The following is a 26,016-nucleotide window of genomic DNA, read 5'->3' on the forward strand; positions in this document are numbered from 1 at the left end:
CTCAGTGGAACGCGACTCGTGCGGCCGACTGCCGCGCCATTACGGTGAATTTGTGGCCGGCGCTCCAGACGGCCCATCCATGGGGGATGATTGGGAGGGGAATCCTTCGGTGAATACGCTGAGCGGCCCCACAGATGTAATCTGGGACATGACGTATTCCTGTCCGCTGCGCTGTACGCACTGCTATTCGGAGTCCGGCCGACGGCCGTCACGGCAACTCGATCACGCCCAACTGCTCCAAGTCACTGACGCGTTGATATCCCTGCGCCCACTGGGTATCGCCCTCACCGGCGGAGAACCTCTCCTTGTCAAGGGGCTTCTGGAAGTCGCCGGACGCATCACTCGGGCGGAAATCCCGGTGGTCCTCTACACCAGCGGGTGGAATGTCGACCGGGCCCTGGCCGAAGAACTCCTGAAAGTATTTCACCGGATCGCCGTGAGCCTGGACGGCGCCACCGCCGGAGTGCACAACAGGATCAGGGGCCGGGCCCGCTCCTTCGAGAGCGCGCTGAGCACGCTCAGTCTTCTGGACGAGGCGTCCCGGGACCTCGCCGCGCAACTTCATGCCCATGTCGGCACCTTCGGGATCGACTGCTCATTGATGCGGAGCAACATCCACCAACTGGAGAAATTCTGCACCGACATCGTGCCGCGCTTTCCCGCCATGAGGCACCTGGTCTTCGGGGTGACGGTACCCTCCGGCCTGGCCAACCGCGCCGGATTCGCCGAACGCGAGCTCCTCGACGACGCGCTGATCCGCCGCACGGCAAGTGCTTGGCAGCTCAAACGACTTCAGTCGCTCGCGCCCGGCACGCTGGACATCACCGTCGAGGACAACCGCATGCTGATGATGCACCCTGACGATCTCGCCAAGGGCTGGGCCCTGCCGGCCATGCAGGTTGAACCGGACGGCGGAGTGCGGGCCATGCCGATCTACGAGGGCACGGTGGGAAACATCCTGGACGAGGACCCGAACGCCCTGTGGAAAAAGGCGGTTGCCCGGCGAAGTGACCCTTTCGTCGTCGAAACGCTGACGCCCGTGCGCACCATGAGGGAATGGGCCGAGGCCGCCCGCCGCATCGACCACCACTTCGGCACCGCCGAGGACCGCGCCAGAATAGCCCGGCGCCCCGAATATCGCTGACCCCTCACTGACCTCTCTGTCTCGCGTTGTCGGTACCGGACGAAGGTGGAAGCCCATGGAACCCGGCCGCATCGCGGAACGGTCGCTGCTCGTGGACTGCGTCCGTTCCGTTCTCTCTCGTCACCAACCGCACGAATGGCAGATCAGGCCGGGCGAATTCTGGTGCCATGTCAGGCTGCCGGAGGCTTCAGCACGCATTCAAGGATGGAAACTGCACATCTCGGCGACACCGTTGTCCGCCCCGCTGGTGCTGGCGCGAACGGCTGAGGTCCTGGCCGACCACCACTGCCCATTCAAATTCGCCGGAACCCTCTCCCGGGTGGCGGAACTCTGCGCGCGCCAAACGGCCCGGAGCAGCGGCGGGAAATTCATCACCGCCTACCCGGACGGCGACGACGACCGGCTGCGCGCACTCGCGGAGGAACTGCACCGCGTCACCGAGGGCCTGCCCGGGCCCGGCATCCTCTCCGACCGCCCCTACCGGCCCGGCAGCCTGGTGCACTACCGCTTCGGCGCCTTCCAGGGGGTGCCCATGCTGGGCAACGAGGCATCGTACGAGGTCATGCTGATGGCCCCGGACGGCTCGCTGGACCGGGACCGGCGCGAGGCATGGTTCTCTCCACCGCCCTGGGCGCCGCGCGATCCGTTCACCGGACAGCGGCCCGAACCGCCCGCCTCCGGAACAACGGCACCCCGGCCTGTACGGCTCAACGACCGCTATGTCGTCCGCGACGTCGTCCGCCACGCCTTCACCGGCGGCGTCTACCGGGCGACCGACGAACGAGACGGCCGCTCTGTCATCATCAAGCAAGCGCGCCCCCACACCGGGGCCACCGCGACCGGGACGGACATCTGCAACGCCCGGCGCCATGAAGCCGCCATGCTGGAGCACTTCGCGTCCTCCGGCCGCACCCCGCAGCTCGTCGCGCTCTTCGAGCAGCAAGGCGAACTCTTCCTCGTCCAGGAGGCCATCGCCGGAGTCACCCTCCGCCAGTGGGTCGCGGGGAACATCACCCTGGAAGCCGTGGACGACGGCGGCGGCGAGTGGGGCCTGCCCATGGCGCTCGCCGAGCGGCTGGCCACCGGCCTGGCCGACCTGGTGGAGCTCGTCCACTGCGAGGGTTTCGTCCTGCGCGACCTCAACCCCAACAATGTGATGGTCACCGAAGACCACCAGCTGCGGCTGATCGACCTCGAACTCCTCTCCCGTCCCGGCGAACGCGTGGTGCACGCCCACACACCGGGCTACGCGGCCCCCGAACAAGCCGCCGCCCGCGCCTGCGACGGCTGTCCCGACCCCACCGCCGACCTCTACGGCCTCGGTGCGACGCTGCTGTACCTGCTCACCGGCGTCGACCCACTGCTCGCCCCCGATGATCCGCCCGCCCGTCCCGGCCGGCAGCGGATCGCGGGCCTGCTCGACCAGCTGAGCCGCGACAACCCCGCCGCGCAGCGGTACGCGCCCCTCGTTCTCGCGTTGCTGCACGAGCGGCCCGAAGAGCGGCCAGGCCTCGCGGACGTACGGCGCGCCCTGTCCGGCCAGGCCCGGCCGGCGCCACCCGCGGTGAGCACGGCGGTACCGAGGCGGCCGGCCGGGCCCGAGCTCAAGCAGCTCACCGGCGATGCGCTGGAACATCTCCTGGCCACGATGACCCCCGACGCCGACCGGCTCTGGCCGCCCTCACCGTTCGGCGCCACCAGCGACCCCCTCAACATCCAGCACGGCGCCGCAGGCGTCCTGGGCGTGCTCGCCCGGGCGCTGCGCGCCGAACCCGGAGCGGAGTTGCGGGAAGCCGTCGCCACGGCCGCCGGCTGGATCGTCCGCCGGACCGGGCGGGAGCCGCGTGCGCTGCCCGGCCTGTACTTCGGCCGCTCCGGCACCGCGTGGGCCCTCCTCGACGCCGCCGAGGCCCTGGGGGACGACACACTGGCCGACACCGCGGCCGACCTCGCCCACCGCATACCGCTGCGGTGGCCCAACCCGGACATCTGCCATGGCTCAGCGGGCGCCGGAATGACCCAGCTCCGCTTCTGGGAGGCCACCGGCGACCAGGACTTCCTGCGCCGAGCCGGCGAGGCCGCCGAATCCGTGGCCGCCGCGGCCGTCCGCCGGGACGACCGGCTCCTGTGGCCCATCCCGCGCGACTGGCCGTCCAACCTCGCCGGACTCGTCCACTACGGCTTCGCCCACGGCGTCGCGGGCACAGGCACGTTCCTGCTCGCCGCAGGCCGGGCCACTGGCGAGAGCGCGTACACGGAGCTCGCGGAAGAGGCCGCACAGACACTTCTGACCACAGCCCACCACGACGGCGGCGCCGCCTACTGGACCGCCGGGCCCTCGGGCGGGGCACGCAAGACCAACTGGTGCAGCGGCTCCTCCGGCATCGGCACCTTCCTGCTGCGGCTGTGGCAGCAGAACGGGGACGCCCGGCTGCGAGCCGGCGCTGAGGCGGCGGCCATCGCTGTCCGTCGCACCCGCTGGCACGCGGGAACCGCCCAGTGCCACGGACTGGCGGGCGACGGGGAGTTCCTGCTCGACCTGGCCCAGGCCTGCGGACAGCCGCGGCACACCCGGTGGGCCGAGCAGCTGGCGGTCGCCCTTCACACCCGCCACGCCATCCGCGACGGGCGCGTGCTCGCACCGGATGAGACCGGAACGTCGGTCGTGACCGACTACGGCACCGGCCTCAGCGGAGTGCTGGCCTTCCTGCTGCGCCTGCGGGACGGCGGGCCCCGCCTGTGGCTGCCAAGGACGCTCGCCGGGCCGTACACGGCACACACGGCCGGTGAGTCAGGAGACCGGACCGGAACCGAAGGGAGGTGAGACAGATGGAGCTTGATGTGAAGGCTCTGCAGCACCTGCAGGAGGAGGAGCCCGAAACGGGCCTCTACCCGTGCACCTGGACCTGCCCGTGGACCTCGACGTCCGCGGAGTGATCGGACCGCACCAGGCGCGCCGGCCTTCTCCAGGAGAACTCTTGGGGACGGCCGGCGCGCTCGTGCACCTCGCACACCCCTGCGTCCAGCGACGGAAGGACGGCGATATAGATGAACGAAGAGGATGTAACGGACGCCACTGACAGGGCCGCCGCTGAGGTGCGGGCCCTTCACCTGCTCCCGGACGCCGAAAACGACGGCCTGTGGCCATGCCCCATCACCTGCGGGAACACCCAGTGGTGACCACTCCGCTCTGATCTCCGGAGCACCCGCACGCCGTGGGCGTCCCGTCCATCAACGGGGGCGGACGGGGCGCACACGGGGCCAGCCGGAATGCGGCGGAACCCTGCCGTTGCCCCAAGGGTCCGCAGGCCAGTGAGCTGTGACGCCCTGTTGGTCTGTTGCGGTACATCACGTATTCACTGCGGCAGGCAGCAGCGGAGGGGCAGCACGGGCGCTCGGCACGGGTCCGCTTGGCGGAATCCGCGATGCAAACTCTCAGAGCCTGGCTTTCAGCCTGCCGGTGCGTGTCTGTTGGTCAGTGGCCTGGGCACTTCTTCCAGGCGAAGCGGTACTTGGTGTTGAAGCCGCCGTGTTGAAGTTGCGCTTCTCGCCGCAGGGAGCGCATACGAGGGCCCTTTGGGGCTTCTGCTCCCCGACCCCCATAGAGCGGCAACGCCGTTCACCCACCGTAGCCACCACAACCGAACGACCACTGTTGCCCTTCACTCGACCAATCGGACAGCCCCTAGACCGAAGCCGAGCAGCAGTGCCAGAAGGACGGTCGTGGCGCGCCCTTGCGGACCTGCCGGCGTGTGATGGTCATTCATGCCTCCATGTGGTACGTGCGGATGCGGTTGTCACCTTGCGCAACTTAGCAACTATTATCGCGACGGACAGCGATTCTTCCCACCTCCGGATCATGACGGGGTTCTGATGCGTTACCTGGTACGTGACCGCATGCTGGCCTTCCACGAGGAGGCCTGGGTCGAGACGGAACACCGGCAGAGGCTGTTCAAGGTCAATCGCAAACTGCTGCGCCTGCGCACCACGTTCGACTTCGTCGACACCGAGGGCCGGCAGATGGCGAGCATCGTCAAGAAGGCGCTCACCTTCCACCACACGATCCTCATCAAGCAGGACGGCGAGAACGTGGGCCGCATCAGCAAGCGGAAGTTCCGGATATTCGGGGACCGCTACAAGGTGACCCTGCGCGGGGGACGCCGGCTGCGCATCGCCGGCAACCTCTGGGACCGCGAGTTCGACATCGCGGACGACAGCGGCACCCTGGCACACATCTCGCGCCGGTGGTTCACCATCCGTGACGCCTACGCCATCGACGTGATGAGCGAACCGGACTGGCTGCTGCTGGTCATCCTCGCCGTGTGTGTGGACCACATCATCGAGGACCGCGAGGGCGAGCAGCTCACCAACCTCTGACCCAAGCACATCTGTGACGCTCGGACATCTACGCGCCGTTGACGCGGCACCGAATCGGGGGAGAACCACCTTCCATGATGGGCCATTCGCACGCCGTGAGCGGCGCCCTGCTGTTCGCCGGCACCGCTCCCTACCTTCCACCTGTGCTGCTGCACACACATCTGTCGCCCCAGGAGATCCTCATGGGCACGGTGCTGTGCGCGGGCGCCGCACTGCTGCCCGACCTGGACCACCACGACGGCACGATCGCGAACTTCCTCGGTCCGGTCTCCCGGATGCTGTGCCGGTTCGTCGCCTTCATCTCGGGCGGTCACCGCCATGCCACCCATTCCCTGTTCTTCGTCGCTTTCGCGACCCTGGGTACCTGGGCCGGAATCGCCTATCTGGGCAGGCCGTTCACGCTCGGCATGTGCTTCCTCCTGCTGGCGCTTGCGGTGCGGGCACTGAACCTCTGCCCGCCCGGGCACGGCTTCCATGCCTGGGGCACCAACGTGGCGCTGGCAGCGCTGGGGACCGCCGCCATCGCCAAGTTCATTCCCTCCGCGCCGGATTGGCTGCCCTACGCGATCGGCCTGGGCTGCCTGGCCCATCTCCTCGGGGACTCCATCACCAAGCAGGGCGCGCCGTGGCTGTGGCCGCTGAAGACACGGTACGAGATCGTGCTGATCAAGAGCAGCGGCAACAAGCTGGAGACCGAGATACTGACGCCGCTGATGGGCGCCGGGACGATCGCCCTGCTCTGGCTGACCGTCCTGTCGCCGTATCCCCTGCACTGAGGCTGGATACCGTCAGCGGTCGTCGTACGAGCGACGCACGAGCCCTCCGGTGTCGACGACGGTGTCACCCGCACTCTGACCCACGACAACGTCACCCTCGCCGTACTCCTCGACCACGACGCCAAGACGATCACGTCGTGCAGATCGGCTACAGCTGCTGACAAGCCACCGCCGTCACCCGAACAGGCCAGATACCCCACCGCCCCACGGGCACGATCACCACATGAACAGCGACGCCGACCGCAAAGTGTGGCTCGCCGCCCACCGGCATCGACACGAGCACCGTGACCGACGAGAACGGAGCCACCCACCAGCTGCTCGACGAGGACAGCATGCGACGCCTCGCCGACATCGCCCCGGACCCGATGCGGGCCCACGCCCTGGTCGATCAGATCCTCGCCGAGGTGCGCGACGTCGAACAGCGAGCGGTCTGACGCCCGAGTCGTCCACGATCCCGCTCTTGATCACGGAGCCCCGGGCGTCCAGGGCGCCCGGGCTCCACCCTCACTCCACGAGAAGCCCGGGAGACCTTGAGTCGCTGTCGTGTGGAAGTCTTCTCCTGAATCCTTGATCACACTGTGCCCTTGAACCGAACCGTCGATCCAGGTCAGGTCCGCGTACCAGGAGCACAGACACGACGTGGTGTTCACGGTGACCATGAACATTTCCGGATCACCCGCCGTCACCTTGTACGGAAACTTGAGCGCATCCGCCTGGACATCTCCCGGAAGTTTGGGGTTCGGAACCCAGTACGGCGCCTTCCTGTCCAGGTCTATCTCTCCATATCGATATGCACCGCCTCCACCGCAACCCCACGCCACGTTTTGAATCGTGCCCTTGATGGCGGGTTTCCGGCTCGTCACATGTATTTTCAATCCGGTGAGGACAATGGCGTGATCGACTTTTCCGGTCGCATATACATACAGGGTGACCGGGCTGGCCGGCGCAGCGCCGAAGGCCGCGGGATCCTGGTCCCAGGTGTGACCGTTACGCTTCGGGCCGTGCCCGGGCGGGACCGTCGCCCGACTCGACTTCATGGGAAATACCCACCCAGAACTGGCACACCCCATCCCCTGATCCGCCTCCAAACGCAGTGAGGGCCCTGTCGCCGTTGTCAGCGTGGCTTGGATACTTTTCCCGCCGAGGAACTCTTCGACCTTTTTCTCACCGGCCACGATCTTGTCAGAGATGACAGCGGCCAGTCCGGCCAGGACTGCTGCCGCGATCCAGATGAGAATTCGCCGTCCGAGCGCCGGCAGGCTTTTATATCTGGGCATCGTTGCATCCCCAGCTCCGACAATCCCACCGATGCCAGCCTATGCCTGTGGATCTCCACGCGCTGGACGACACCCGGCACCAGAAGCGGGACGAGGGCACCCCAGCGGACCGCACCCGGGGCTGAAACCACGCTGAACCGCCCCGCCCGCACGCTCTGCGGCATGACGACGGACCTCGAACTCGCGATCGCAGCCACCGGGCTGCGCAAGTCCTACGCAGGCAACACCGTCCTCGACGGCATCGACATCCGCGTGCCCGGGGGCACGATCTTCTCCCTGCTCGGGCCGAACGGCGCGGGCAAGACCACGGCGGTCAACGTCCTGTCCCCCTGATCTCCGCCGACGGCGGGCAGGCGCGGATCTGTGGCTGACGTGGCCATCAGGGCAGTCCGAGCAGGCGCTTCAGCAGCGTGCGGCGGGGCCGCGGCGCGGGCTGGCGAGGCTCGGGGTGCCGGTCGCGGATCCGGTACCCGGGGTGCAGGTTGCGCGGCTGGAGGCCGGGCGGGATGCCGTCGTAGGGGAGGTGCAGGCACTCGTTGACGTCGAGCGAGCCCTCGCGGTCGAGGTCGTAGTGGACAGTGGCCCGCAGCAGCCGGGTGTGCTTCGTCTTGCGGTGCCGACGGTGGACGGGGCGCAGCACGGTCTCCCCGTCGATCTCCACCAGGGCTTTGCCCGGGGCGTCTCACCAAGGGCTGGCAGGGAGGGCCGCCGCCGGCCGCGCAGTGCCTGATCGTCATGTGCCCGTCGTTGCTCGTGGCACTGACAATGCTCCGAGTGGGCGCGGTAAAGCCTTCGCGTTGCGGTCAGGTTGCGCTGCGAAGGCTCCGAGGGCAAAGCAGTCCCCGGTAGTGCTGCGCGTGTCCTGAAGCTTCAGTCGTCACCGTTGCTTCGGTGTCGCGCCGGCTTGCCGGGGGCTTGAACCACATCCTGTCCGAGTCGCTCCGCCGATTAGACGTCCTCGTCGGCTTTGCAGCCTTTTCGGTGTTGTGGTCTAGACACCACCCTCCACGCATTGCGGTGCGAGTCAATGGGTTCTAGGTAAAACTTTTAACCGTCGGCGGGTGGAGGCCATGCTTGACCCCGGCTGGCTCTGGAGCATGTCCCGCCCACTCCTCGTCATAGGCTGGACTCAGCTCGGGGCTGAACGCGCGGAGGTCCGCAATGCCGTCGCGATGGTCCGGAGCCATCTCGTTCGGATGGTCACCGTGCCTGCGACCGTGGTCTCCGCTACCCAAGATCGTCAAGACCGCCCACCCGCTGGGCTGCTACAACCCGCGTATCCCCGACCGAATCGTCTTCGAGCGTGTCATGGCTGCCCTGGTGCACGGTTCCGGCTACGAGCGGATCGCTGGTCCCGACTGCTCCGACCGCACCATCCGACGTCGCGTCAAGTACTGGGCGGAGCTTGGGCTGCCCCCGCAGCTGTATGCGCTGGCGTTGCGGGTGTACGACCGCGTGATCGGCCTGGAACTCGGCGAGTTGTCCGTGGACGGCTGCATTACCAAGGCCCCTGCGGCGGCGAGGCAGCTGGCCGGTCCCCGGTGGACCGGGGCAAGCAAGGGCTGAAGCGCTCGGTGGCCACCGAGGCGTGCGGCGTCCCGCTCGGCATGGTGGCGGCCGGAGCCGACCGCCACGACTCCCCGCTGCTCGTGCCCACACTGGAAGCCGCCAAGGAGCAGGTCGACGTGGATCTGGACCGCGGCTATGACAGCGACAAGACCCGTGCCGCCCTGCCAGAGTTCGGCTTCACCGGCGAGATCGCCCGCAAAGGCCTGCCCGCCCCGATCCAGGCTGGCAAGTGCTGGGTGGTCGAACGCGGTCACGCCTGGATGAACGGTTTCGGCAAGCTGCGGCGGTGCATCGAGAAGCGCAGCTGCGTCGTGGACTTCTACCTCTACCTGTCCGCCGCGACCATCACGCTGCGTATGCTCATCCGCCGCGCGACTCCGCTCTACCGCTGGGACACCCGCCCCACCACCCAGCGCCTCAAGTAACGCCTACTGCCGGACTCTCTAAGCCCTTGAGCTTAACCGCGGCCACTGACACGGCAGCTGCGACGAACCCAGAGGCCCGGGCCCCGTGCTGCCGGTCACGGCCCGCGGCAACAGGCCGCCGCGCGGCTTCCCTCGGTGTGTGCTCTGGACGGCTGCGCGATCTCGGTCGCCCGTGAGGCGGACGGAAACGGTGCTCTGCCCGATGGGCCGTCATGCGTACGGGAAACGCGCACCACAGGCCCGTGACTGGGCTCTGTGCCCAGGGGAGAGAGCTGCGCCTGCCGGTCTGTGGCTTGCCGTGCCACAGACCGGCAGGCGGCGTCAGATGAGCCGGCCGCGATGGCGGGTAGCGGTTTCGCGGACGAGTTGGGCGAAGCGTTCGCGGCTGCGGTTCTGCTGCTGTTCGGCCTGAAGTACCGGCTCTTCTCGGTCACCGTGGACGCACAGCGCACCGACGAACTGGAGACCGATTCACACGGCTGAGTGCCTCGAAGCTCTCTTAGGTGGGTTCGGGATCAGCAGCGAGGGGTGAGCGGCGTAGCAGGGCGTTCAGGAGCAGGTCGAGTGCTTGGGTGATGTCCTTCCGGTCGCTTTCCGTGAGGTGTGCGAGGAGGTCGGCTTCCATGGCGAGGCGCTCGGGGAAGATCTCGTCGGTGAGTCGTGCTCCTTCGTCGGTGAGGCGAATGAGGGCCGCGCGTCGGTCGGCGGGGTTGGGTTCGCGGGTGACCAGGCCGCGTTTTTCCATCTTGGCGAGGATGTTGCTCATGGCGGCGCGGGAGCAGCCGCGAAGGGCGGCGATGTTGCGGGCGATGAGGGGATAGTCGGCGTGGCGGAGGGTGATGAGGACGTCGAGTTCGCTGCTGGTGAGTTGGGCTGCGCTGAGGTGGTAGCCGGCCTCGAGTTCGGCGAGGACGTGCAGTCGGCGTAGGCGGCCGAAGACGTCCATGGAGCGGGTGTCGAGGTCGGGGCGTGCCTGACGCCACCAGGCGCTGACGGTGTCAGCGGGGGTGGACGGGATCACTGGTGGGCCTCCAGCCTTTCCACGTTGTTAATCACTGAACCATAGTATATATCTAGTTGTTAACCACTGAACCATAGTGTAACTACCTTGGGTTGACACCGACCTGACGGCACTTCCCGTACATGAAAGGCGAGTTGACGCATGGAAGCCCCCCTGACTGCCTCTCCTCCCTCACATGCGGCTGCGCCGCGACGCGGGGGGCCGGTCATCCTCCTGCTGGCGCTGCTGACCGCTTTGACGCCGCTGTCGACCGACATGCTTCTGCCGGCCTTCCCGGAGATGTCGGACGGGCTGCACGCTTCGACGTCCAGCATCCAGGCCACGCTCACGTCGTATCTGGCGGGCATGCTGGTCGGCCAGTTGCTGATCGGCCCGGTCAGTGACGGCGTGGGCCGCAAGAAGCTGCTGGCGTGGGGGTCGCTGCTGTTCGCGGTGTTCTCTCTGCTGTGCGCGGTGGCGACGAACGCGGCCCTGTTGAACGCGGTCCGCGTCCTGGAGGGCCTGACCGGCGCGGCCGGAATGGTTCTTGCCCGTGCGGTGGTGGGCGATTGGTATCGGGGCCAGGAAGCCGCGAAGCGGTTCACCGCCCTGTCCATGATCTTCGCGGTGGCGCCGATCATCGCCCCGATCATCGGCGGCGGGATCCTCGCCGTCGGCTCCTGGCGCACCATGTTCATCGTCCTGGCGATCCTCGGCCTGGTCCTGGCCGTCGCGGTCGCCACCGGTCTGCCGGAATCTCTGCCGCCCGCGCGCCGCGCCTCTGGCGGCGTGTCGCAGGCGTTCAAGGGCATGAAGGACCTGCTCGGGCAGCGGCCCTTCACGGGCTACGTGCTGACGTTCTCCTTCGCCAACATCGCCCTGTTCGCCTACATCTCCGGATCGTCGTTCGTGTTCCAGGACGTCTACGGCCTGTCGGAGACGATGTTCTCCCTCACCTTCGCACTGACCGCGATCGGTGTCCTCATCGGCGGGGCGCTGTTCGGCGCCCTGTCCGGCAAGGGGGTGGCGTTCAACAAGGTCCTCACCATGGGCATCTTCGTCGGCTTGCTCGCGACTGCCGTTCACTTGGTCATCGCGGTCACGGTCGGCAACACCCTGGTCACCTCGCTGGTGTTCATGTTCCTGTCCATGTTCGCCGTCGGTGCCACCATCCCGTCCGTGATGACGATCGGGCAGGAGATCGGCCGCCACACCGGGGGCGCCGCCTCCGCTCTCCTGGGCGCCGGTCAGTGCCTGCTCGGCGGCATCACCGCCCCGCTGGTCGGGGCACTCGGCACGAACAGCGACAAGCCGATGGCCGTTTTGATGGTGGTCGGCTTCGCCCTCGCCACGGTGGCACTACTTGGGATCGCCCGTCCCCGGGAGGGCCACGGCGAGCCCAGCGAGCCGGCGCAGCATGCGACAGCGGGTGCAGGTGCCGAATGAGAGAGAAGACATCGAAGGAGCATCTGGTGGGAGAAGGCGTGGAGTGTCAGTGCGACGAGGGCGCCCCGGAAACGTGGAAGGGGGCGCCGGACCTGGCCGCACAGGTGCTGTGCCGGGCGCGGAAGGCCGCCCCGCTTCTGCGGGAAGCAGCAGCCGAGATCGAAGACGGGCGGCGGCTTCCCGACCGGATCGTCGACCTCCTCGGCAACACGGGGGTGTGGCGGGCCTGCATGCCCAAGGCGTGGGGCGGACCGGACCTGACATCGATGGAACAGGTCGAACTGCTGGAGATACTTGCTCAAGGTGATGCGTCGGCCGCTTGGTGCTCGATGATCGCCATGGACTCCGGCATCTACTCCGGCTACCTCGACCCCGTCGCGGTCAAGGAGATCTACCACGACATCGATCTGATCACAGCCGGTGCCCTGTTCCCGACCGGCACCGCGGAAAAGGTCGACGGCGGCTACCGGATATCGGGCCGGTGGCGGTTCGCCTCCTGCATCAGCCACGCCGACGTGCTCATGGCCTCCTGCATCGTCCACGACAACGGCGTTCCGGTCGGGGATCCGGTCACCGGCGAGCCGAAGCAGTGGCGGGTGTTCGCCGCACGCCCCGACCAGTTCGAGATCCACGACACCTGGTACACCACCGGCCTGCGCGGCTCGGGAAGCCACGACTACTCGGTCAAGGACCTGTTCGTCCCCGAGTCCCACGCCTTCACCATGTCCCTGCCCCGTCAGGACCGGATCCTTTTGCGGACGCCGGATGCGATCCAGCGCAAGATGCCCGGCATCCCCCTGGGCCTGGCGCGCGCGGCGATCGACTATGCCGTCGACGTCGCCGGCGGGCGCCGCGACCGGGAGACCGGCACACCGTGGACGTCCGACATGCGCGTGCATGAGGTAATCGGCCGCTGCGAGATGGAACTTCACGCCGCACGTGCCTCCGTCTACACCTCCCTCGCAGACCAGTGGGAAGGGTTCACCACCGGCAAGGAAGACCTTCGATCGGAGCGGGTCACCACCGCTCTCGCCCGCTACCACGCCTTCCAGACCGCCCGCACCATCGTCCAGCGCCTGTACGACCTGCTGGGCGGTACCGCTGTCTACGCTGCCGCCTCCCCGTTCGACCGGTGGCTGCGGGATGTGAACACCATGTGCCAGCACGCCGTGGCACAGGATGCGGTTCTTCAGATGGCTGGTGTCGTCCGCCTCGGCGGCGAGCCGCCGAACCCGGTCAACCCGGCTCTTGCCGTGTCCCTGCCCGCCGCACCGTAAGGAACCGTATCGATGCAGATAGCCGTGATCGGCCATACCGGGATGGGCGGCAAAGCCCTCACCGACCTCTTCATCACCCGAGGACACCAGGTCACCGGAATCTCCCGCAGCGCGAAGCCGGACGCGGACCGCAAGGGCCTGACGAACGTCGCCGCGGACGTTTTCGACACCGACCGTATGACTGAGGTCCTGGGCGGTCACGATGCGGTGGTGTCGATGTATTCCGGCGGGCACGAAGTCGACCTCGAGGTCTACTACCGGCAGGCCGAAGGCACCCGCCGGCTCATCAAAGCCTTCCGCCAAGCCCAGGGCCGCTATCTGCTGTACGTGGGCGGGGCGGCCAGCCTGTACGTCAAGCCGGACGTGCAAATGTTCGACGATGAGCGGTTCCCGTCCTGGTACTTCGGGATCATGCCTGCTGAGCACCTGCACTGGCTTGCAGAGATCACCGGGATCGGCTTCTTCCACGACGCCGCCAAGCGCAAGGAGAACGGAACCATCGCGCCGGGGCATACCGACCTGGAGCTGGAGGAGTTCGTGTCCGGGTGGGGGCGGGTTCCGCTGCTGGAGGGCTGCCGGATGGCCCTCGATCTGTTCGAGGGCCGCACCGACTTCGCCTGGTCGTTCCTGTCACCGCCCTGGCTGTACCGGCCGGGGCCGGGAACCGGCCACTACCGCACCGGCGTCGACTACATGATCTTCGACGAGGGCATCCCGTCCGGGATCGCCCTGCCCGATCTCGCTCTCGCCGTCGCCGACGAGGTCGAACGGCAGGAGTTCAGCCACCGGCACTGGACCGTCGCCGGTCCCCTCGACGCGAAAGGCTGAGCCGGGCGTGAGCAGTGTCATCCCCCTGCCGGGGATCGCAGCCGGACCCCTGCCCCACGGGGCCGGGGTCGGGCTGCGTCCTCTGCGCACAGTGACCGTCATCGGAACCGGCCTGATCGGCACCTCCATCGCCCTGGCTCTGACCGCACACGGCGTACGCGTCCACCTGGCCGACCGCAACCCGGTCCACGCCAAGGCTGCCCAGGACATGGGAGCGGGCACCACCAAGACGCCCTCCCACCCTGTCGACCTGGCCGTCATCGCCGTACCCCCCGACCACGTCGCCGCGACCCTGTACGCGTGCCAGCAGCAGAACCTCGCGCGCGCCTACACCGACGTCGCCTCTGTCAAGACCAAGCCGGCACTGGCCACGTCGGCGCTCGGCTGCGACATGGGCACCTACCTCGGCAGTCACCCCATGGCCGGTCGCGAACGCTCCGGCCCCCAGGCGGCCAAAGCGGACCTGTTCGAGGGCCGCCCCTGGGTGATGACCCCTGACGAGGAAACCCACCCCGACACCCTCATCGCCGTCCGCGAGGTGATCGCTCTGTGCGGCGCCGTCCCGGTGGTGATGACCCCGGCCGCACACGACCGTGCCGTGGCTCTGGTCTCCCACGCCCCCCACGTCATGGCTGCGCTGATGGCTGCGCGCCTTCAGCACGCCGACACCACCGATCTGAAACTGACCGGTCAGGGCCTGCGCGACGTCACCCGTATCGCCGCCGGGCACCCGGCCTTGTGGGTGGAGATCCTTGCCGCGAACGCCGGCGCCACCGCCGACGTCCTCGAAGGCGTCGCCGCCGACCTGGAAGAAATGATCGCCGCCCTGCGGATGGCCTCGGTAGCAGGATCTGACGCCTGCGTGGGCAAGCGGGTCGTCATCGACCTGCTCAGCGCAGGACAAGCCGGCCGTGAACGGCTGCCCGGCAAACATGGAGGACCCCACACCGTGTACGAGAGCATGATGGTGCACGTCGGCGACCAGCCCGGCGAGCTCGCCCGCCTCCTGGCCTGCGCCTCCGATGCCGGGATCAACATCGAGGACATGGCCATCGACCACACAGCGGCACCCTCCGGGATTGTCGAGCTCATGGTCGGCCGAGGAAACGCCGCCCGGCTTTCCAAGGAGCTGGGCCGCCGCGGGTGGCGCTGCGAACAGGCCGCACCCGCATAACAGTGACGCCTGCCCGCCCGCCCAACTCGTAATCGTTGCACCGACGTTGGCGCGGGCGCGGCTCCACTATGAGATCACTCGTTCGATCATTGAGTTGCAGTCACGGGGGACTGTCCATTGCGCCGCGATCTCGATATCCGCCTGCTCAGAACTCTGGTCACCATCGTCGACACCGGCGGCTTCCGCCGGGCCGCCGAAGCACTCAACATCTCCCAGCCCGCCATCAGCCAGCACATCCGCCGCCTGGACACCCTCGTCGGCGAACCCGTCTTCCTGGAGACTGGGCAATTCCTGCGCCCGTCCCCCATCGGGGAAGAACTCCTCCGCTACGCCCGACAGCTCGTCAAAACCAACGACGAACTCGTCCTCCACCTCAGCGCAGCCCAACGCCGCCGACGTCTCGCGCTCGGCATCTGCGACACCCTCATCGGGGTCATCCCTGGCCTGCTCGCCGGGCTGACGAACCACGTGCCGCTCACCCGGCTCGCCGTCCAGACCGGCCCCGGTGACCGACTTGCCGACGACCTCACCGAAGGAACTATCGACCTCGTTCTCAAGATGAGTCCTCCGGCCGGCACGCAGGAAAAGGTGGCAGCGACCATCAGCTGTGCCTGGTTCGGTCGTCCACAGCTCGCCGAGGCCAGCCCCGTGCCGGTCGCGGTGTGCGCGTCCAAGACCGCACCATTGCGGGAACTGACCGAACAGACCCTCCAGACCGCCCACGTGCCGTGGCGCACCGTGTACGAGGGTCTGGGGGTGGAGGATGTGGTGACAGCCACCCGCTCCGGCCTGGGGGTTGGGCTGCTGTTCTCATCCGCTGACCGGTTGTGGGGGCTGACGCGCGTTCCGGCCGGTGCGCTGCCCGATCCGGTACGGGACTTTCCTGTCACCCTCACCGCAGGCCCCCGCCTGTCGGCGGAACTGGCGGGGGCGGCGTTGGAAGCGGTCAGGACCGCGCTGGAAGCCTATCTGGGTGGCGATCACGGAGCGCTTTCCGCATGATCTTCCCCGTCGCGTTGCGGGGGAGATGGTCCACTACGCGTACGTAGCGGGGCAGCTTGTAGGGGGCGAGCTGCCCGCTCAGTTCCTGACGCAGCCCTTCCACGGTGGGAGCGGCGCCGCTTGCAGGGACGACGTAGGCCAGGCCGACCTCCCCCCACCGCTCGTCGGGGACACCGACGACAGCGGATTCCCGGACGTCGGGCAAGGCGTCGAGGCGGGCTTCGACTTCGGCGGGGTAGATGTTCTCCCCGCCGGAGATGATGACGTCCTTGATCCGGCCGGCCACGGTTGCCCAGCCGTCCTTGTCGAAGGTGACCGCGTCGCCGGTACGCAGCCAGCGCCCCTCCATGGCTGCGGCTGTGTCGGCTGGGCGTTTCCAGTAGCCGCGAAAGACGTTCAGCCCGGACACCAGCAGCTCCGGCGCCCCGCCGGCTTCGCAGGGGCGCTGGTGGACGTCGGTGAAGAAGTGCGGTACCCCCGGCGAGACGGGCTTGGCCATTGCCGCGTCGCCGAGGACGGCGAGGGTGACACCGGGGGATGCCTCGGTCATGCCGTAGCCCTGCAACAGGGTCACCCCGCGCTGCTGCCAGGCGCGGGCGACGTCTTGAGAGGCGGGGGATCCGCCGTAGATGACGTACCGCAGCGACGACAGATCAGCAGTGGGGAAGGCGGGGTGGTCACACATCATCTTCAGGATCGTCGGCACAGCGGCGAAGGAGGTGATGTGCCGCTCGGCGATATCCGTAAGGGCCTGGGCGGCCTGGAAGCGGGGTGAGACAGCAAGGGTTCCCCCCTTGAACAGGGTCGGCAGGGTCACCTGCCCCAGGCCGGCTGCGTGGAACAGCGGGGCGACGACGAGAGCCGTGTCCGTGGAGAGCACGTCCACGTGGGCGAGCTGGTTCATCGTATTGAAGGTGAGGTTGCCGTGGGTGAGAACGGCACCCTTCGGTACCCCAGTGGTGCCGGAGGTATAGAGGATGACCGCGTCGTCGCCGAGGCCGACATCCGTATCCACCAGTTCCGGTGAGGGCTCAGCCGTCATCGCTTCCCGCTCGTCCGGGCCGACCAGCCACACCAGACCGTGACTGGCCTCCTGGGCAAGCTGGTGGTGCCCGCTGTCGTGGAACAGCAGCGACGGTGTGGAGTCCTGGAGCAGGACGGACAGTTCAGAGCCAGTCAGTCGGGTGTTGAGGGGGACGAAGATCGCTCCGATGCGGGCGGCGGCGAAGAACACCTCCAACGCGGCGATGTCGTTGAAGCCGAGGTAGGCCACGCGGTGGCCACGCCGGATCCGGCGCGCGAGCAGAGCAGCAGCCAGCCGCTCGACGCGTTCGGCCAGACGGACGTAGCTGAGGGCGTGGCCGGGCTGGGTGAAGGCCACCTTGTGAGGGCGTATGCGGGCCTGCCGCCAGGGCCAGGAACCGATCCCGTAGTCAGGCATGCGCGGCCCTTTCCCCGGCCGGGTCCGTGTGGGTGACGCGCCGGAGTTCACCGATGTCGAAGAACTCCCACTGGTTCGGCGGCATCATCCCCGACACGTGTATCTGCCCCCGGGCGAAGTCGACGATAAGCGTCACGTGTACGAGGGAAGGCTGCTTCAGGGTCCAGCACACCAGGAACTGGCCGTCCCGCAGGGCGCGGGCACGATACGGGACGGGGCCCACACGCACGCCCCGGGCCGGACCGTTGAGATGGTCGAACGAGAGGGTTCCAACGTCGAACGTCATCCGGTAGCGGCGCCCAGAGGAGTACGCGTAATCCATGACGGTCCCCGACAGTTCACCCGTCGAGGGACCGAATATCTGGTCCTCTTGCGGTGGGGGCAAGGGAATACTTGGCACGGCTAAATCTCCTGTTTTCGATAAGTGCTTCGGGTAGGCATATCGGATTCACGCCCAGGCGGGTTCCGTGTTCGCACCGGGAAGTGAGCGCACAGTGCGACAGGAGGCGAAATCCACCAGTTGCGAGGCGAGGATCTCCAACTGGGACTGGATATGCGGATCCTGGCAGCGCCCGTCAGGATCGAACCGGGTCCGGGAGGTATCCACGGCCACCCCCAAGGGAGTGGGCCATCCCCTCAGTGCGTGCACCGTCGTGCGCAGCGAGGCAAGCGCTGATGCTCCGCCCTGCGCTCCCTGCGCCAAGGCGATCAGGCCCACCGGCCTGCCGCTGAAGTACGGGGCGCGCCTGCCGCGGAGGTCTTCGGCGTAGTCGAGGGCGTTCTTCACCAGTCCTGACATGCCTCCGTGGTAGGTGGGCGTGGCCAGGATCAGCGCATCCGCTGAGGCCATCACCTCCACCAGATAGCGCTCCTTGGGGCCTCGGGGTGATCCCCAGTCGTACAGGGGAACGTTCAGGTCACCGGCGGTGACGCACAGAGTGCGCCCTCCCAGCCGCTCAACCTCTGTCAGTGCTACGCGCAGGACCGTCTCTGTGGCCGAGCCGGGCCGAAGGGAGCCGCCGATCCCGGCCACCGTCACATCACTCACCAAGCCTGCCTTTCGTCGGGTTTCCCTCTTCCCGCAGGGAAGTTCCCGCAGCTCGAGCAGGTGCAAGGGAGTGTCGTGCCCGGGCCGTGCATCCTGCAGCGCAGGAGAAGAAGGAGGGAATGCGGTCGAGGATACGTTCCCGGGTACGACCTTGGTGATCAGCGCTGCTTATCTCCCCGATAACCAGCGCCTGTTGGCAGGAGCGCAGACGTTGTCCGTAAGGTCCGTAAGGGCGCAGAAATCGCAGCCCCTTGGAGGGGGAATGCGCTTTCAACATCTCCTCTATCACAACGACTTGTTGTGCGGAAAGGGCATGGACGTGAGTGAAGTAACCATCGATGGACGATCTTTGACTCTCGACGCTGTCGAGGTCGTGGCCCGCCAAGGCGGCACCACCCTCGTCTACGCGGATTCCGCGCTGAAGGCATCCCGTCGCTCCCGGGACCTGAAGCTGGGGCTGATCGACACCGGGCAGCCCATCTACGGAGTCACCACCGGCTTCGGGGATTCTGTCACCAACCAGATAGCCCCGCAGAAAGCCGCGGAACTACAGCGGCACCTGATCCGCTACCACCTCAACGGCACCGGACCCCTCGCGCCGGCCGAGGTCGTGCGTGCCACCCTTCTCATCCGCGCAAACTGCCTCGCCCGCGGCAACTCCGGCGTACAGCCCGACGTCGTCGAACGCCTCCTGGACCTGCTGCGCCACGACGTGCTCCCCCAGGTCCCGGAGCGAGGATCAGTCGGCGCCTCCGGCGACCTGGTACCCCTGTGCTACGTCGCCGCCACTCTGATCGGCGAAGGCGAGGTCACCTACCAAGGTCAGACCCGTGACGCCGGGGATGTGCTGGCCGAACTCGGGCTGGAAGCGATCGTCCCGGAGGCCAAGGACGGCCTCGGCCTCATCAACGGCACGTCCTTCTCCGCCGCGTTCGCCTCCCTCGCCATCCGGGACGCGCAGCGGATCGCCAACGCCGCCGACGTGTGCACCGCGCTCGCCTCCGAAGCCCTGCTGGGCAACCGGGGCCACTACGCGCCGTTCATCCACGACAACCGCCCCCACCGCGGCCAGATCACCTCCGCCGGCCTGCTCTTCGCTCTGCTGGACGGCTCACAGCTCTCCCTTCCCCACGACCAGGTCGTCAGCCTCAACGACTCCCTCGACGGCGCCGGGCACGGCCGGCTGAAACGGTCCATCCAGGACCGCTACTCACTGCGCTGCGCCCCCCATGTCAACGGCGTGCTGCGCGACACCCTCACCTGGGTGGAGGACTGGATGACGACGGAGATCAACGCCTCAACCGACAACCCGCTGTTCGACGTCGAAGCAGGCGCGGTGCACTCCGGCGGAAACTTCTACGCCGGGCACGTCGTCCAGGCCATGGACTCGTTGAAGGTGGCCACCGCATCAGTCGCGGATCTGCTGGACCGGCAGCTTCAGCTCATGGTCGACGCCAAGTTCAACAACGGGCTGACCGAGAACCTTATCCACCGTGTGGAGGGCGATGCGTGGGAGAAGGGTCTGCACCACGGCTTCAAGGGCATGCAGATCGCCTGCTCCTCCCTCACCGCGGAAGCACTCAAACACTCGGGTCCGGCGACGGTGTTCTCCCGCTCCACCGAGGCCCACAACCAGGACAAGGTGTCCATGGCACCGATCGCCGCCCGTGACGCGCGTCGCATCACCGAACTCACCCGCGAAGTCGCCGCGATCCATCTGCTTGCCGCGTGCCAGGCCCTCGACCTGCGCGGCATCGACGGCATGAGCCCCCGCACCAGGGCCGTGCACGCACTCATCCGTACGGTGGCGCCGTTCGTGGACGCGGACCGGCGCATGGACGGAGACATCAAGGCCGTCGTCGCCCTGATCTCCTCCGGATCCATCGAGCGGGCCGCCCAGATCACCGACACCGCCACGGCTCCCGCCGAAGCCGCCGCCTGATTCCGGAGAAGAGCACACGCCATGTCCCAGCACAGCAAAGAGCAGGTTCTGGCCCGGTTCCGTGACATCGTCGTGGGTCCGACCCGGTTCGCCACCATCGCCGCCGTCTTCGAACTCGGTATCCCCGCACAGCTGAAGGCAGCAGGCTCCGACGGCATGCACATCAAGCAGCTCTCGGCCGTCACCGGCGTGGGCGCCCACAACCTTGCCCAACTCCTTGAGCTGCCCGTCAAGGAAGGTCTCCTCGCCCGCGACGGCGCGGGACACTACCGGCTGGACGGCCTCGGTCTCCTCGACCACGAGGACCTTGCCCGCATCACCCCCTGGCTCGACCTGATCAAGGAAGTGTGCCTGCGGCAGGTCTACCACCTCACCGAGAGCGCCAGGACCGGTCGGGTGATCGCGTTGAAGGAACTCTTCAACGTCGAAGGCATCTTCTACAGCAACATGGACAAGATGCCCGCCCAGCATGCGGTGTGGGCGAAGGCCATGGCACAGGTCACCGGCCTGGTCGACCCGTGGCTGTTCTCCCAGCTCGACTTCGCGCAGGACGCCCGTGTCCTGGATCTGGCGGGGAACACCGGGCAGGGCGCGATCCTCGCCCACAAGTACCACCCCGGGAAGGGTCTGCGCGTCGACTGCCTCGACCTGCCCGAGAAGGAGAGCGAAGCCGTCGCCGCCTTCAAGGCCGCAGGGCTGGATGGGGTGTGCTCTTTCATCGGCGGTGACGCCTTCCAGCCACTGCCCACCGGCTACGACGTCATCATGATCAAGCACTTCCTCGACATGTGGGACCGGCAGAACGCCGTCAAGATACTCACGAACGCCTACGAGGCCCTTCCGGCGGGCGGCACCCTGTACGCGGTGCACCTCGTCTTCCCCGAAGCCGGGGGAAGCGGAGTGGAGGAGTTCTTCCCGGCCTACTTCCTCGCCTGCACCATGGCCCAGGGCGGCCCGCAGACGTCCGCCACCTACGCCTCCTGGATCGCCGAGGCCGGGTTCGCCATCAAGAGCATCACCGAGCAGGACACCACCGCGTTTCCGGCCGACACGGTGCCCGTGCACAGCATCATCTGCGCCACCAAGGCCGCCTGAGCGTGTCCTGCCACCCCCTCTACCTGCCTGAAGGGATCCCCATGGCCCTGCGCCCCCCGTACGAAACCGACCCGGTGCTCCTTGCCGTCGCCGCGGAAGTACCCAAACCCGTCTTCTCCACCACCGAACTCCTCGACCATGCGCGCCCGCAGTTCTCGGACAAGCTGCTGGACATGGTCGGCAACCTGGGCATCACCAAGCGGCATTCCATCCTCGCCAACTACCCGGACGTGATCTTCCACGGCGCCGATCCGAAGCTGGACACCGAAACCGCCGACCTCGCCGTTGCCTCCGCGCGGGCCGCTATGGCGAAGGCCGACATCGCCCCGGGCAAGATCGGGCTCGTCCTCGGCGTCACCTCCAGCCCCGGCCGGCTCCTGCCGTCCCTGGTCTGCGACGTCATCGCCCGCATGCCCGAACTCCCTCGCGACGTCGCCAACCTGTCGATTGAGTACATGGGCTGCTCGGCGATGGCGAAGGTGGTGGAGACCTGCCGCTGGTATCTCGCCGCCAACCCCGGCAAGCAGGTCCTGACCGTGTTCACCGAGGCCATCACCCCCCTCTCGCCGCCGCTGTCCGGCAGCTACCGGCACTTCACCGAAGTCCCCACCGCCCAGCGGCAGTCCACCGTGGATGCCCTGCACGCCTTCCTCTTCGCTGACGCGAGCGTGGCGATGGTGTTCGGTGCGCACGGCAAGGGCCCCTCCTTCGGTCCGGTGAAGAACCTCACCAACGATCTCCCGGAAGACACCGAACTCGGCACCGTCCCCGACGGCGGATCTGACATCCCCGTCGTCCAGGCAGACCACGGCCGACGCCTGTACACCCTCTCCCCGGAGGTCACCCCACGCGGCTCCCGCTACGCCAAGCAGACCATCGCAGCCGTCCTCGACGACCCCGCCTGCACCCTGAACACACCCGGCGACGCCTCCGTGTTCTTCATGCACACCGGAAGCACACGCATCCTCGACGCCCTGTGCGAAGGGTTCCTCATAGAGAAGAACAGCCCGGTCGCGGCGGCCTCCTACAATGTGCTGCGCGACTACGCGAACACTCTCGGCTGCTCCGTCCCCCTCATGGTCGCCGAAGAGGTCCGCCGTCCCGGTGGGCAGGGCCTGGTGTGCGCCTTCGGCCTGTCCTTCTCCGCCGGCGCCTTCACGATCAACATTCCCGCCGAGGGCTGGATGCCCTAGGGTCGCCGGCCGTGGTCTCAAGTCCTGGCGAGAAGAAACAGGTTTGCTGCCTGACGAGCAAGACCCGGTCTGTGGGCGGGCGGCTGCAGCAGCGAACGGCCCTTTTGACCGCGATCTCCATGGCGAAGAGGGTAATCACCTCTCCCCGGCCGGTGTGATGCCGTGATCACGCTGTGACTGGTGTGATCACGGCGTCGGAGCCTTCCCGGCCAGCCCCGTTTACCGGGCTGAGCCCGGATGGCGTCCCGAGCCGGACACCGTTGGCGAATTCGGCGGTCGTCGCCAAATGACCTAGCTGTTGCTGGCCATGACGTTGGTGACGCTCGTGCGGAGGCGTGAGGCTGGAGGACGGTTTCCGGCGGTGGTGTGGGGCCGGTGGTAGTTGTAGTGGACGTTCCAGACTGCGATCGCTCGGGCTCGCTCTGCTTCAGAGGTCCAGTTGCGGGCGTAGAGCGGTTCTTCGGCGAGGATGCGCCGGTATCGCTCGACCTTGCCGTTGTGGCGGGGTGTGTAGGGTCTGGTCCGCTGGTGGCGGGAGGCCCATAGGGCCAAGGTGCGCGTGAAGGCTGCGGCGCGGCAGTTGGCGCCGTTGTCGGTGACCACGTGAACGACCCTGTGGATGCCGTGGGCGGCGAAGAACGCGCGGGCGCGGCTCAAGAACGCCACGGTGGTGGCGGCCTTCTCGTCGGGAAGGGGCTCGGTATAGGCCAGGTGGGAGAATCCGTCGACGGCGGAGTGCAGGTAGACGTCCCCGCCCTTGTCGCCGGCGGTCTTCGCGCGCTGGGCTGCCTTGGCCTGCTCGGATCCGCGTCCATGTGCCCGCCGTCCTCCGCCTTCGGGGATGCGTCCGACCTTCTTGACGTCGAGGTGGACCGTGTGGCCTGGGTAGCGGGCCACGATTTGTTTCGGCGGGCGGCGGTTGGCGGAGCCGTAGGGATCGAGGAACCGGCGGTGGTTGATGCCCAGACGTGCCAGCCACCGGCCCACGGTGCGTTCGCTGATCCGCACGCCCTGGCCCGCGAGCTCGAGCGCGATCCTGCGCGCTGACCACTTGTTGTCCCGCCGTAGCTGCTCGATTCGCTCGACGACGTCGGGCGGGGTCTGAGTCGGTGAGGAGTGCGGAACACTGGAACGGTCTCGCAGCCCGGCTTCGCCGTACTGGTCGTAGCGGTTCTTCCATTTGGACAGGCAGGCGCGGGAGACGCCGGCCTCGGCGGCGACGTGGGCGATCGGACGGGTGCGGCAGCGTTCGATGAGCCTTCGGCGTCCCTCGATGTTCAAGGGCGCGTTCGTATGCGTCACTGGAGCACCTCGGTGGTTCGGCCGGCCGCGATCACCGTGCGGAGGGGGAATGCGATGAGCAGCGCGATGGCGATCAGGAATCCGCTCGACCACAGCGGCCCGAGGTTCCCGGCTCCGGTGCTGAGGGTGGTCGCGGCGATGAGGGGGCCGACGGCGGCGCCGACGTTGAGTGCCGCGGTCGCATACGAACCGGCCATGGTAGGGGCTCCCGCGGCCTCGTAAAGGACCCGCGTGATCAGGGTGCTGCCCAGCGCGAACGACAGAGCACCCTGGACGAACACGAGGGCAAGCAGAACAACCGGCTCATCGGCCAGCACGGCCAGGGCCGGCCAGCCGATCAGCAGCAGCGGACCACCGACCGCGATGACCGGGCCGGGGTTGTGGTCGGACAAGCGACCGGCGACGATGACGCCGACGAAGGAACCAATGCCGAAGAGGACCAGGGCGACAGAGACCCACAGCTCACTCAGCTTGGCGGTGCCGGTCACGACGGGGGCGAGGAAAGTGAAGCTGGCGAAGGTGGCCGCATTCACCAGCGCGCCCAGCAACATCACCAGGATCAACCGTGGCCTTGCCAGCTGGGCGAGCTCCGCTCGCAAGGCCGGCCCGTCAGTCGCCTGTTCCTTCACACGTCCCGCTGGGATGCCCTTCAGGATGCCCAGAGCTGCCGGCAGACAGAGAGCGGCAACAGCCCAGAATGTGGCCCGCCATCCGAGCAGGGCGCCGAGCACCGAGCCACCAGGGACACCGGCGATCGTGGCCGCCGTCGTGCCTGACAGCAGCACGGCCAGCGCACGTCCCTTCTTGTCGGGCGAGACCAACGTGGCGGCAGCCGTCAGAGCGACAGCGAGGAACCCTGCATTCGCGAGCGCAGCAACGACCCGGGTAGCGAACAGGACCGGGAAGCTCGTGGTGCTGGCGCCCACGGCGTGAGCTGCTGCGAAAGCCAGGATGAACCCGAGCAGGCTGGAGCGTCTGGGCCAGTTGCGGGCAAGTGCGGCCACAAGCGGGGCGCCGACGATCATTCCAATCGCGAAAGCGGAGGTGAGCACGCCTGTTGTCCCGACGCTGACGTCGAGACCCGAGGTGATGTCCGGCAAGAGGCCGGCGAGCATGAACTCCGAGGTGCCCATGGCGAAGACCGCCAGGGCAAGCAGGTACAGCGGAAGAGGCATCGAGTGGCTCCGAGGCGAGGAGAAGCACGAGAAGGTCATCTCGTCACCGCGGCCAGCCCCTAAGGGCGCACCCGTCCGACCGCAAAACGCGGCGCGACGGCAGGGCTATGAGCTCAGTGCTTCAGGGGGCTGACGGCGTGACCGAAAGCCCCCACCTTGTCTGACTCAGGACTCGACATGGCCCGCACGCTACCCGACCGATGCCCGTCGAAGCATCTTGGTTTCACCGACATCGGCTTGTGTCACCAACGTCATGTCCCGCAACAGCTAGCGGTGACCACCCGGTCGCGGGCGGCTCGCAGGGCGAGGGTGAAGCTGTGCCCAATCGATCCTTGGCCGGATAGGGCGCTCTCGGCACTCCAACTGCTGCGTACGGCTCGTTCGATGTCGGAAAGAAGCAACGGCGTCATGCCCGTGATCCTGCCTGCAAGCACTGACAACGGCCGGAGGCTGACCGGTACGGCACCTTCGACCGGAGCCCGCCCGGTGCGGCCCGCGACGCCTCACCCTGATCACCGCGCTCGC

General features: G+C 67.6%; 23 protein-coding genes and 2 pseudogenes. 17 read left to right on the plus strand and 8 right to left on the minus strand.

The annotated features are described in order from the left end of the window. Positions 1–148 precede the first annotated feature (148 nt). From M878_RS50345 to M878_RS98015, 6 genes are all read left to right on the plus strand, one after another. Entirely contained in the window at positions 149–1,144 is a 996-nt protein-coding gene (locus M878_RS50345) for a radical SAM protein (protein WP_031227303.1), read from the plus strand. A 55-nt stretch (positions 1,145–1,199) separates the two neighbouring features. Continuing rightward, positions 1,200–3,968: a class IV lanthionine synthetase LanL gene (lanL, locus tag M878_RS90295; protein WP_078630530.1), complete on the plus strand. Its 2,769-nt coding sequence runs from the start codon at positions 1,200–1,202 to the stop codon at positions 3,966–3,968. A gap of 5 nt (positions 3,969–3,973) precedes the next feature. Continuing rightward, entirely contained in the window at positions 3,974–4,081 is a 108-nt protein-coding gene (locus M878_RS99140) for an ALQxL family class IV lanthipeptide (RefSeq protein WP_023553646.1), read from the plus strand. Between the two features lie 936 nt (positions 4,082–5,017). Then, positions 5,018–5,521, plus strand: a complete 504-nt coding sequence (locus tag M878_RS90300) for an LURP-one-related/scramblase family protein (protein WP_023553648.1) — start codon at positions 5,018–5,020, stop codon at positions 5,519–5,521. 74 nt (positions 5,522–5,595) lie between these two features. Beyond that, on the plus strand, positions 5,596–6,297 hold the full coding sequence (locus M878_RS90305; protein WP_023553649.1) for a metal-dependent hydrolase: 702 nt from the start codon (positions 5,596–5,598) through the stop codon (positions 6,295–6,297). 284 nt (positions 6,298–6,581) lie between these two features. Then, entirely contained in the window at positions 6,582–6,731 is a 150-nt protein-coding gene (locus tag M878_RS98015) for a hypothetical protein (RefSeq protein WP_023553651.1), read from the plus strand. 30 nt (positions 6,732–6,761) lie between these two features. Here the strand turns inward: M878_RS98015 and M878_RS98020 are convergent, their stop codons facing one another. Next, a complete protein-coding gene (locus M878_RS98020; protein WP_158692868.1) occupies positions 6,762–7,574 on the minus strand; it encodes a hypothetical protein in 813 nt (270 codons plus the stop codon). 162 nt (positions 7,575–7,736) lie between these two features. On the opposite strand from M878_RS98020, the pseudogene M878_RS95645 reads away from it, so the two are divergent. After that, positions 7,737–7,942, plus strand: a pseudogene (locus tag M878_RS95645) (ATP-binding cassette domain-containing protein); the annotation flags it as partial. Positions 7,943–7,953: 11 nt separating this feature from the next. Here M878_RS95645 and M878_RS90310 read toward each other — a convergent pair. After that, positions 7,954–8,235, minus strand: a complete 282-nt coding sequence (locus M878_RS90310; RefSeq protein ID WP_023553653.1) for a hypothetical protein — start codon at positions 8,233–8,235, stop codon at positions 7,954–7,956. A 548-nt stretch (positions 8,236–8,783) separates the two neighbouring features. Here M878_RS90310 and M878_RS90315 point away from each other — a divergent pair. Both M878_RS90315 and M878_RS98025 read left to right on the plus strand, forming a co-directional pair. Next, positions 8,784–9,568: pseudogene (locus tag M878_RS90315) on the plus strand (transposase). A 339-nt stretch (positions 9,569–9,907) separates the two neighbouring features. Then, the gene (locus M878_RS98025; protein ID WP_023553656.1) at positions 9,908–10,051 is read left to right on the plus strand and encodes a hypothetical protein; all 144 of its coding nucleotides are present in this window, start codon (positions 9,908–9,910) and stop codon (positions 10,049–10,051) included. A gap of 16 nt (positions 10,052–10,067) precedes the next feature. On the opposite strand, the gene M878_RS90320 is transcribed toward M878_RS98025, so the two are convergent. Continuing rightward, positions 10,068–10,589, minus strand: a complete 522-nt coding sequence (locus tag M878_RS90320) for a MarR family winged helix-turn-helix transcriptional regulator (protein ID WP_023553657.1) — start codon at positions 10,587–10,589, stop codon at positions 10,068–10,070. 141 nt (positions 10,590–10,730) lie between these two features. On the opposite strand from M878_RS90320, the gene M878_RS90325 reads away from it, so the two are divergent. The 5 genes from M878_RS90325 (at position 10,731) to M878_RS90345 (ending at position 16,295) form a co-directional block, all read left to right on the plus strand. After that, positions 10,731–12,014, plus strand: coding sequence for a multidrug effflux MFS transporter (locus M878_RS90325; RefSeq protein WP_063750635.1), 1,284 nt, complete (start codon positions 10,731–10,733; stop codon positions 12,012–12,014). Next, positions 12,011–13,291: an acyl-CoA dehydrogenase family protein gene (locus tag M878_RS90330; protein WP_078630532.1), complete on the plus strand. Its 1,281-nt coding sequence runs from the start codon at positions 12,011–12,013 to the stop codon at positions 13,289–13,291. The genes M878_RS90325 and M878_RS90330 overlap by 4 nt, the downstream gene beginning before the upstream one ends. A 12-nt stretch (positions 13,292–13,303) precedes the next feature. Next, positions 13,304–14,119, plus strand: a complete 816-nt coding sequence (locus M878_RS90335; RefSeq protein ID WP_023553660.1) for an NAD(P)-dependent oxidoreductase — start codon at positions 13,304–13,306, stop codon at positions 14,117–14,119. A gap of 82 nt (positions 14,120–14,201) precedes the next feature. Further along, complete coding sequence (locus M878_RS90340) at positions 14,202–15,293, plus strand: prephenate dehydrogenase (protein WP_031227308.1); 1,092 nt, start codon at positions 14,202–14,204, stop codon at positions 15,291–15,293. A gap of 117 nt (positions 15,294–15,410) precedes the next feature. After that, positions 15,411–16,295, plus strand: coding sequence for a LysR family transcriptional regulator (locus tag M878_RS90345; protein ID WP_023553662.1), 885 nt, complete (start codon positions 15,411–15,413; stop codon positions 16,293–16,295). Here the strand turns inward: M878_RS90345 and M878_RS90350 are convergent. Genes M878_RS90350 through M878_RS50360 form a run of 3 tightly spaced genes read right to left on the minus strand, consistent with a single transcriptional unit; the run spans position 16,240 to position 18,784 of the window. Further along, entirely contained in the window at positions 16,240–17,736 is a 1,497-nt protein-coding gene (locus tag M878_RS90350; protein ID WP_023553663.1) for an AMP-binding protein, read from the minus strand. The genes M878_RS90345 and M878_RS90350 overlap by 56 nt on opposite strands. After that, positions 17,729–18,136, minus strand: coding sequence for a MoaF N-terminal domain-containing protein (locus M878_RS90355; RefSeq protein WP_158692869.1), 408 nt, complete (start codon positions 18,134–18,136; stop codon positions 17,729–17,731). The genes M878_RS90350 and M878_RS90355 overlap by 8 nt, the downstream gene beginning before the upstream one ends. A gap of 48 nt (positions 18,137–18,184) precedes the next feature. Further along, positions 18,185–18,784: an NADPH-dependent FMN reductase gene (locus M878_RS50360; RefSeq protein ID WP_245238335.1), complete on the minus strand. Its 600-nt coding sequence runs from the start codon at positions 18,782–18,784 to the stop codon at positions 18,185–18,187. Between the two features lie 349 nt (positions 18,785–19,133). Between M878_RS50360 and M878_RS90360 the strand changes: the two genes are divergently transcribed. From M878_RS90360 to M878_RS90370, 3 genes are read left to right on the plus strand one after another with little or no spacing between them, the layout of a single operon-like run. Then, complete coding sequence (locus M878_RS90360) at positions 19,134–20,726, plus strand: HAL/PAL/TAL family ammonia-lyase (RefSeq protein ID WP_023553666.1); 1,593 nt, start codon at positions 19,134–19,136, stop codon at positions 20,724–20,726. A gap of 21 nt (positions 20,727–20,747) precedes the next feature. After that, positions 20,748–21,821, plus strand: a complete 1,074-nt coding sequence (locus tag M878_RS90365) for a methyltransferase (protein ID WP_023553667.1) — start codon at positions 20,748–20,750, stop codon at positions 21,819–21,821. 41 nt (positions 21,822–21,862) lie between these two features. Beyond that, positions 21,863–23,014, plus strand: coding sequence for a 3-oxoacyl-[acyl-carrier-protein] synthase III C-terminal domain-containing protein (locus M878_RS90370; protein ID WP_023553668.1), 1,152 nt, complete (start codon positions 21,863–21,865; stop codon positions 23,012–23,014). 291 nt (positions 23,015–23,305) lie between these two features. On the opposite strand, the gene M878_RS90375 is transcribed toward M878_RS90370, so the two are convergent. Both M878_RS90375 and M878_RS90380 read right to left on the minus strand, forming a co-directional pair. Beyond that, positions 23,306–24,316, minus strand: coding sequence for an IS481 family transposase (locus tag M878_RS90375; protein WP_031227312.1), 1,011 nt, complete (start codon positions 24,314–24,316; stop codon positions 23,306–23,308). After that, on the minus strand, positions 24,313–25,491 hold the full coding sequence (locus tag M878_RS90380; RefSeq protein ID WP_023553670.1) for a Cmx/CmrA family chloramphenicol efflux MFS transporter: 1,179 nt from the start codon (positions 25,489–25,491) through the stop codon (positions 24,313–24,315). Before M878_RS90380 ends, M878_RS90375 begins: the two co-directional genes overlap by 4 nt. Between the last annotated feature and the right edge of the window lie 525 nt (positions 25,492–26,016).

The sequence above is a fragment of the Streptomyces roseochromogenus subsp. oscitans DS 12.976 genome (assembly GCF_000497445.1).
In the GTDB taxonomy this organism is placed as follows: Bacteria; Actinomycetota; Actinomycetes; order Streptomycetales; family Streptomycetaceae; genus Streptomyces; species Streptomyces oscitans.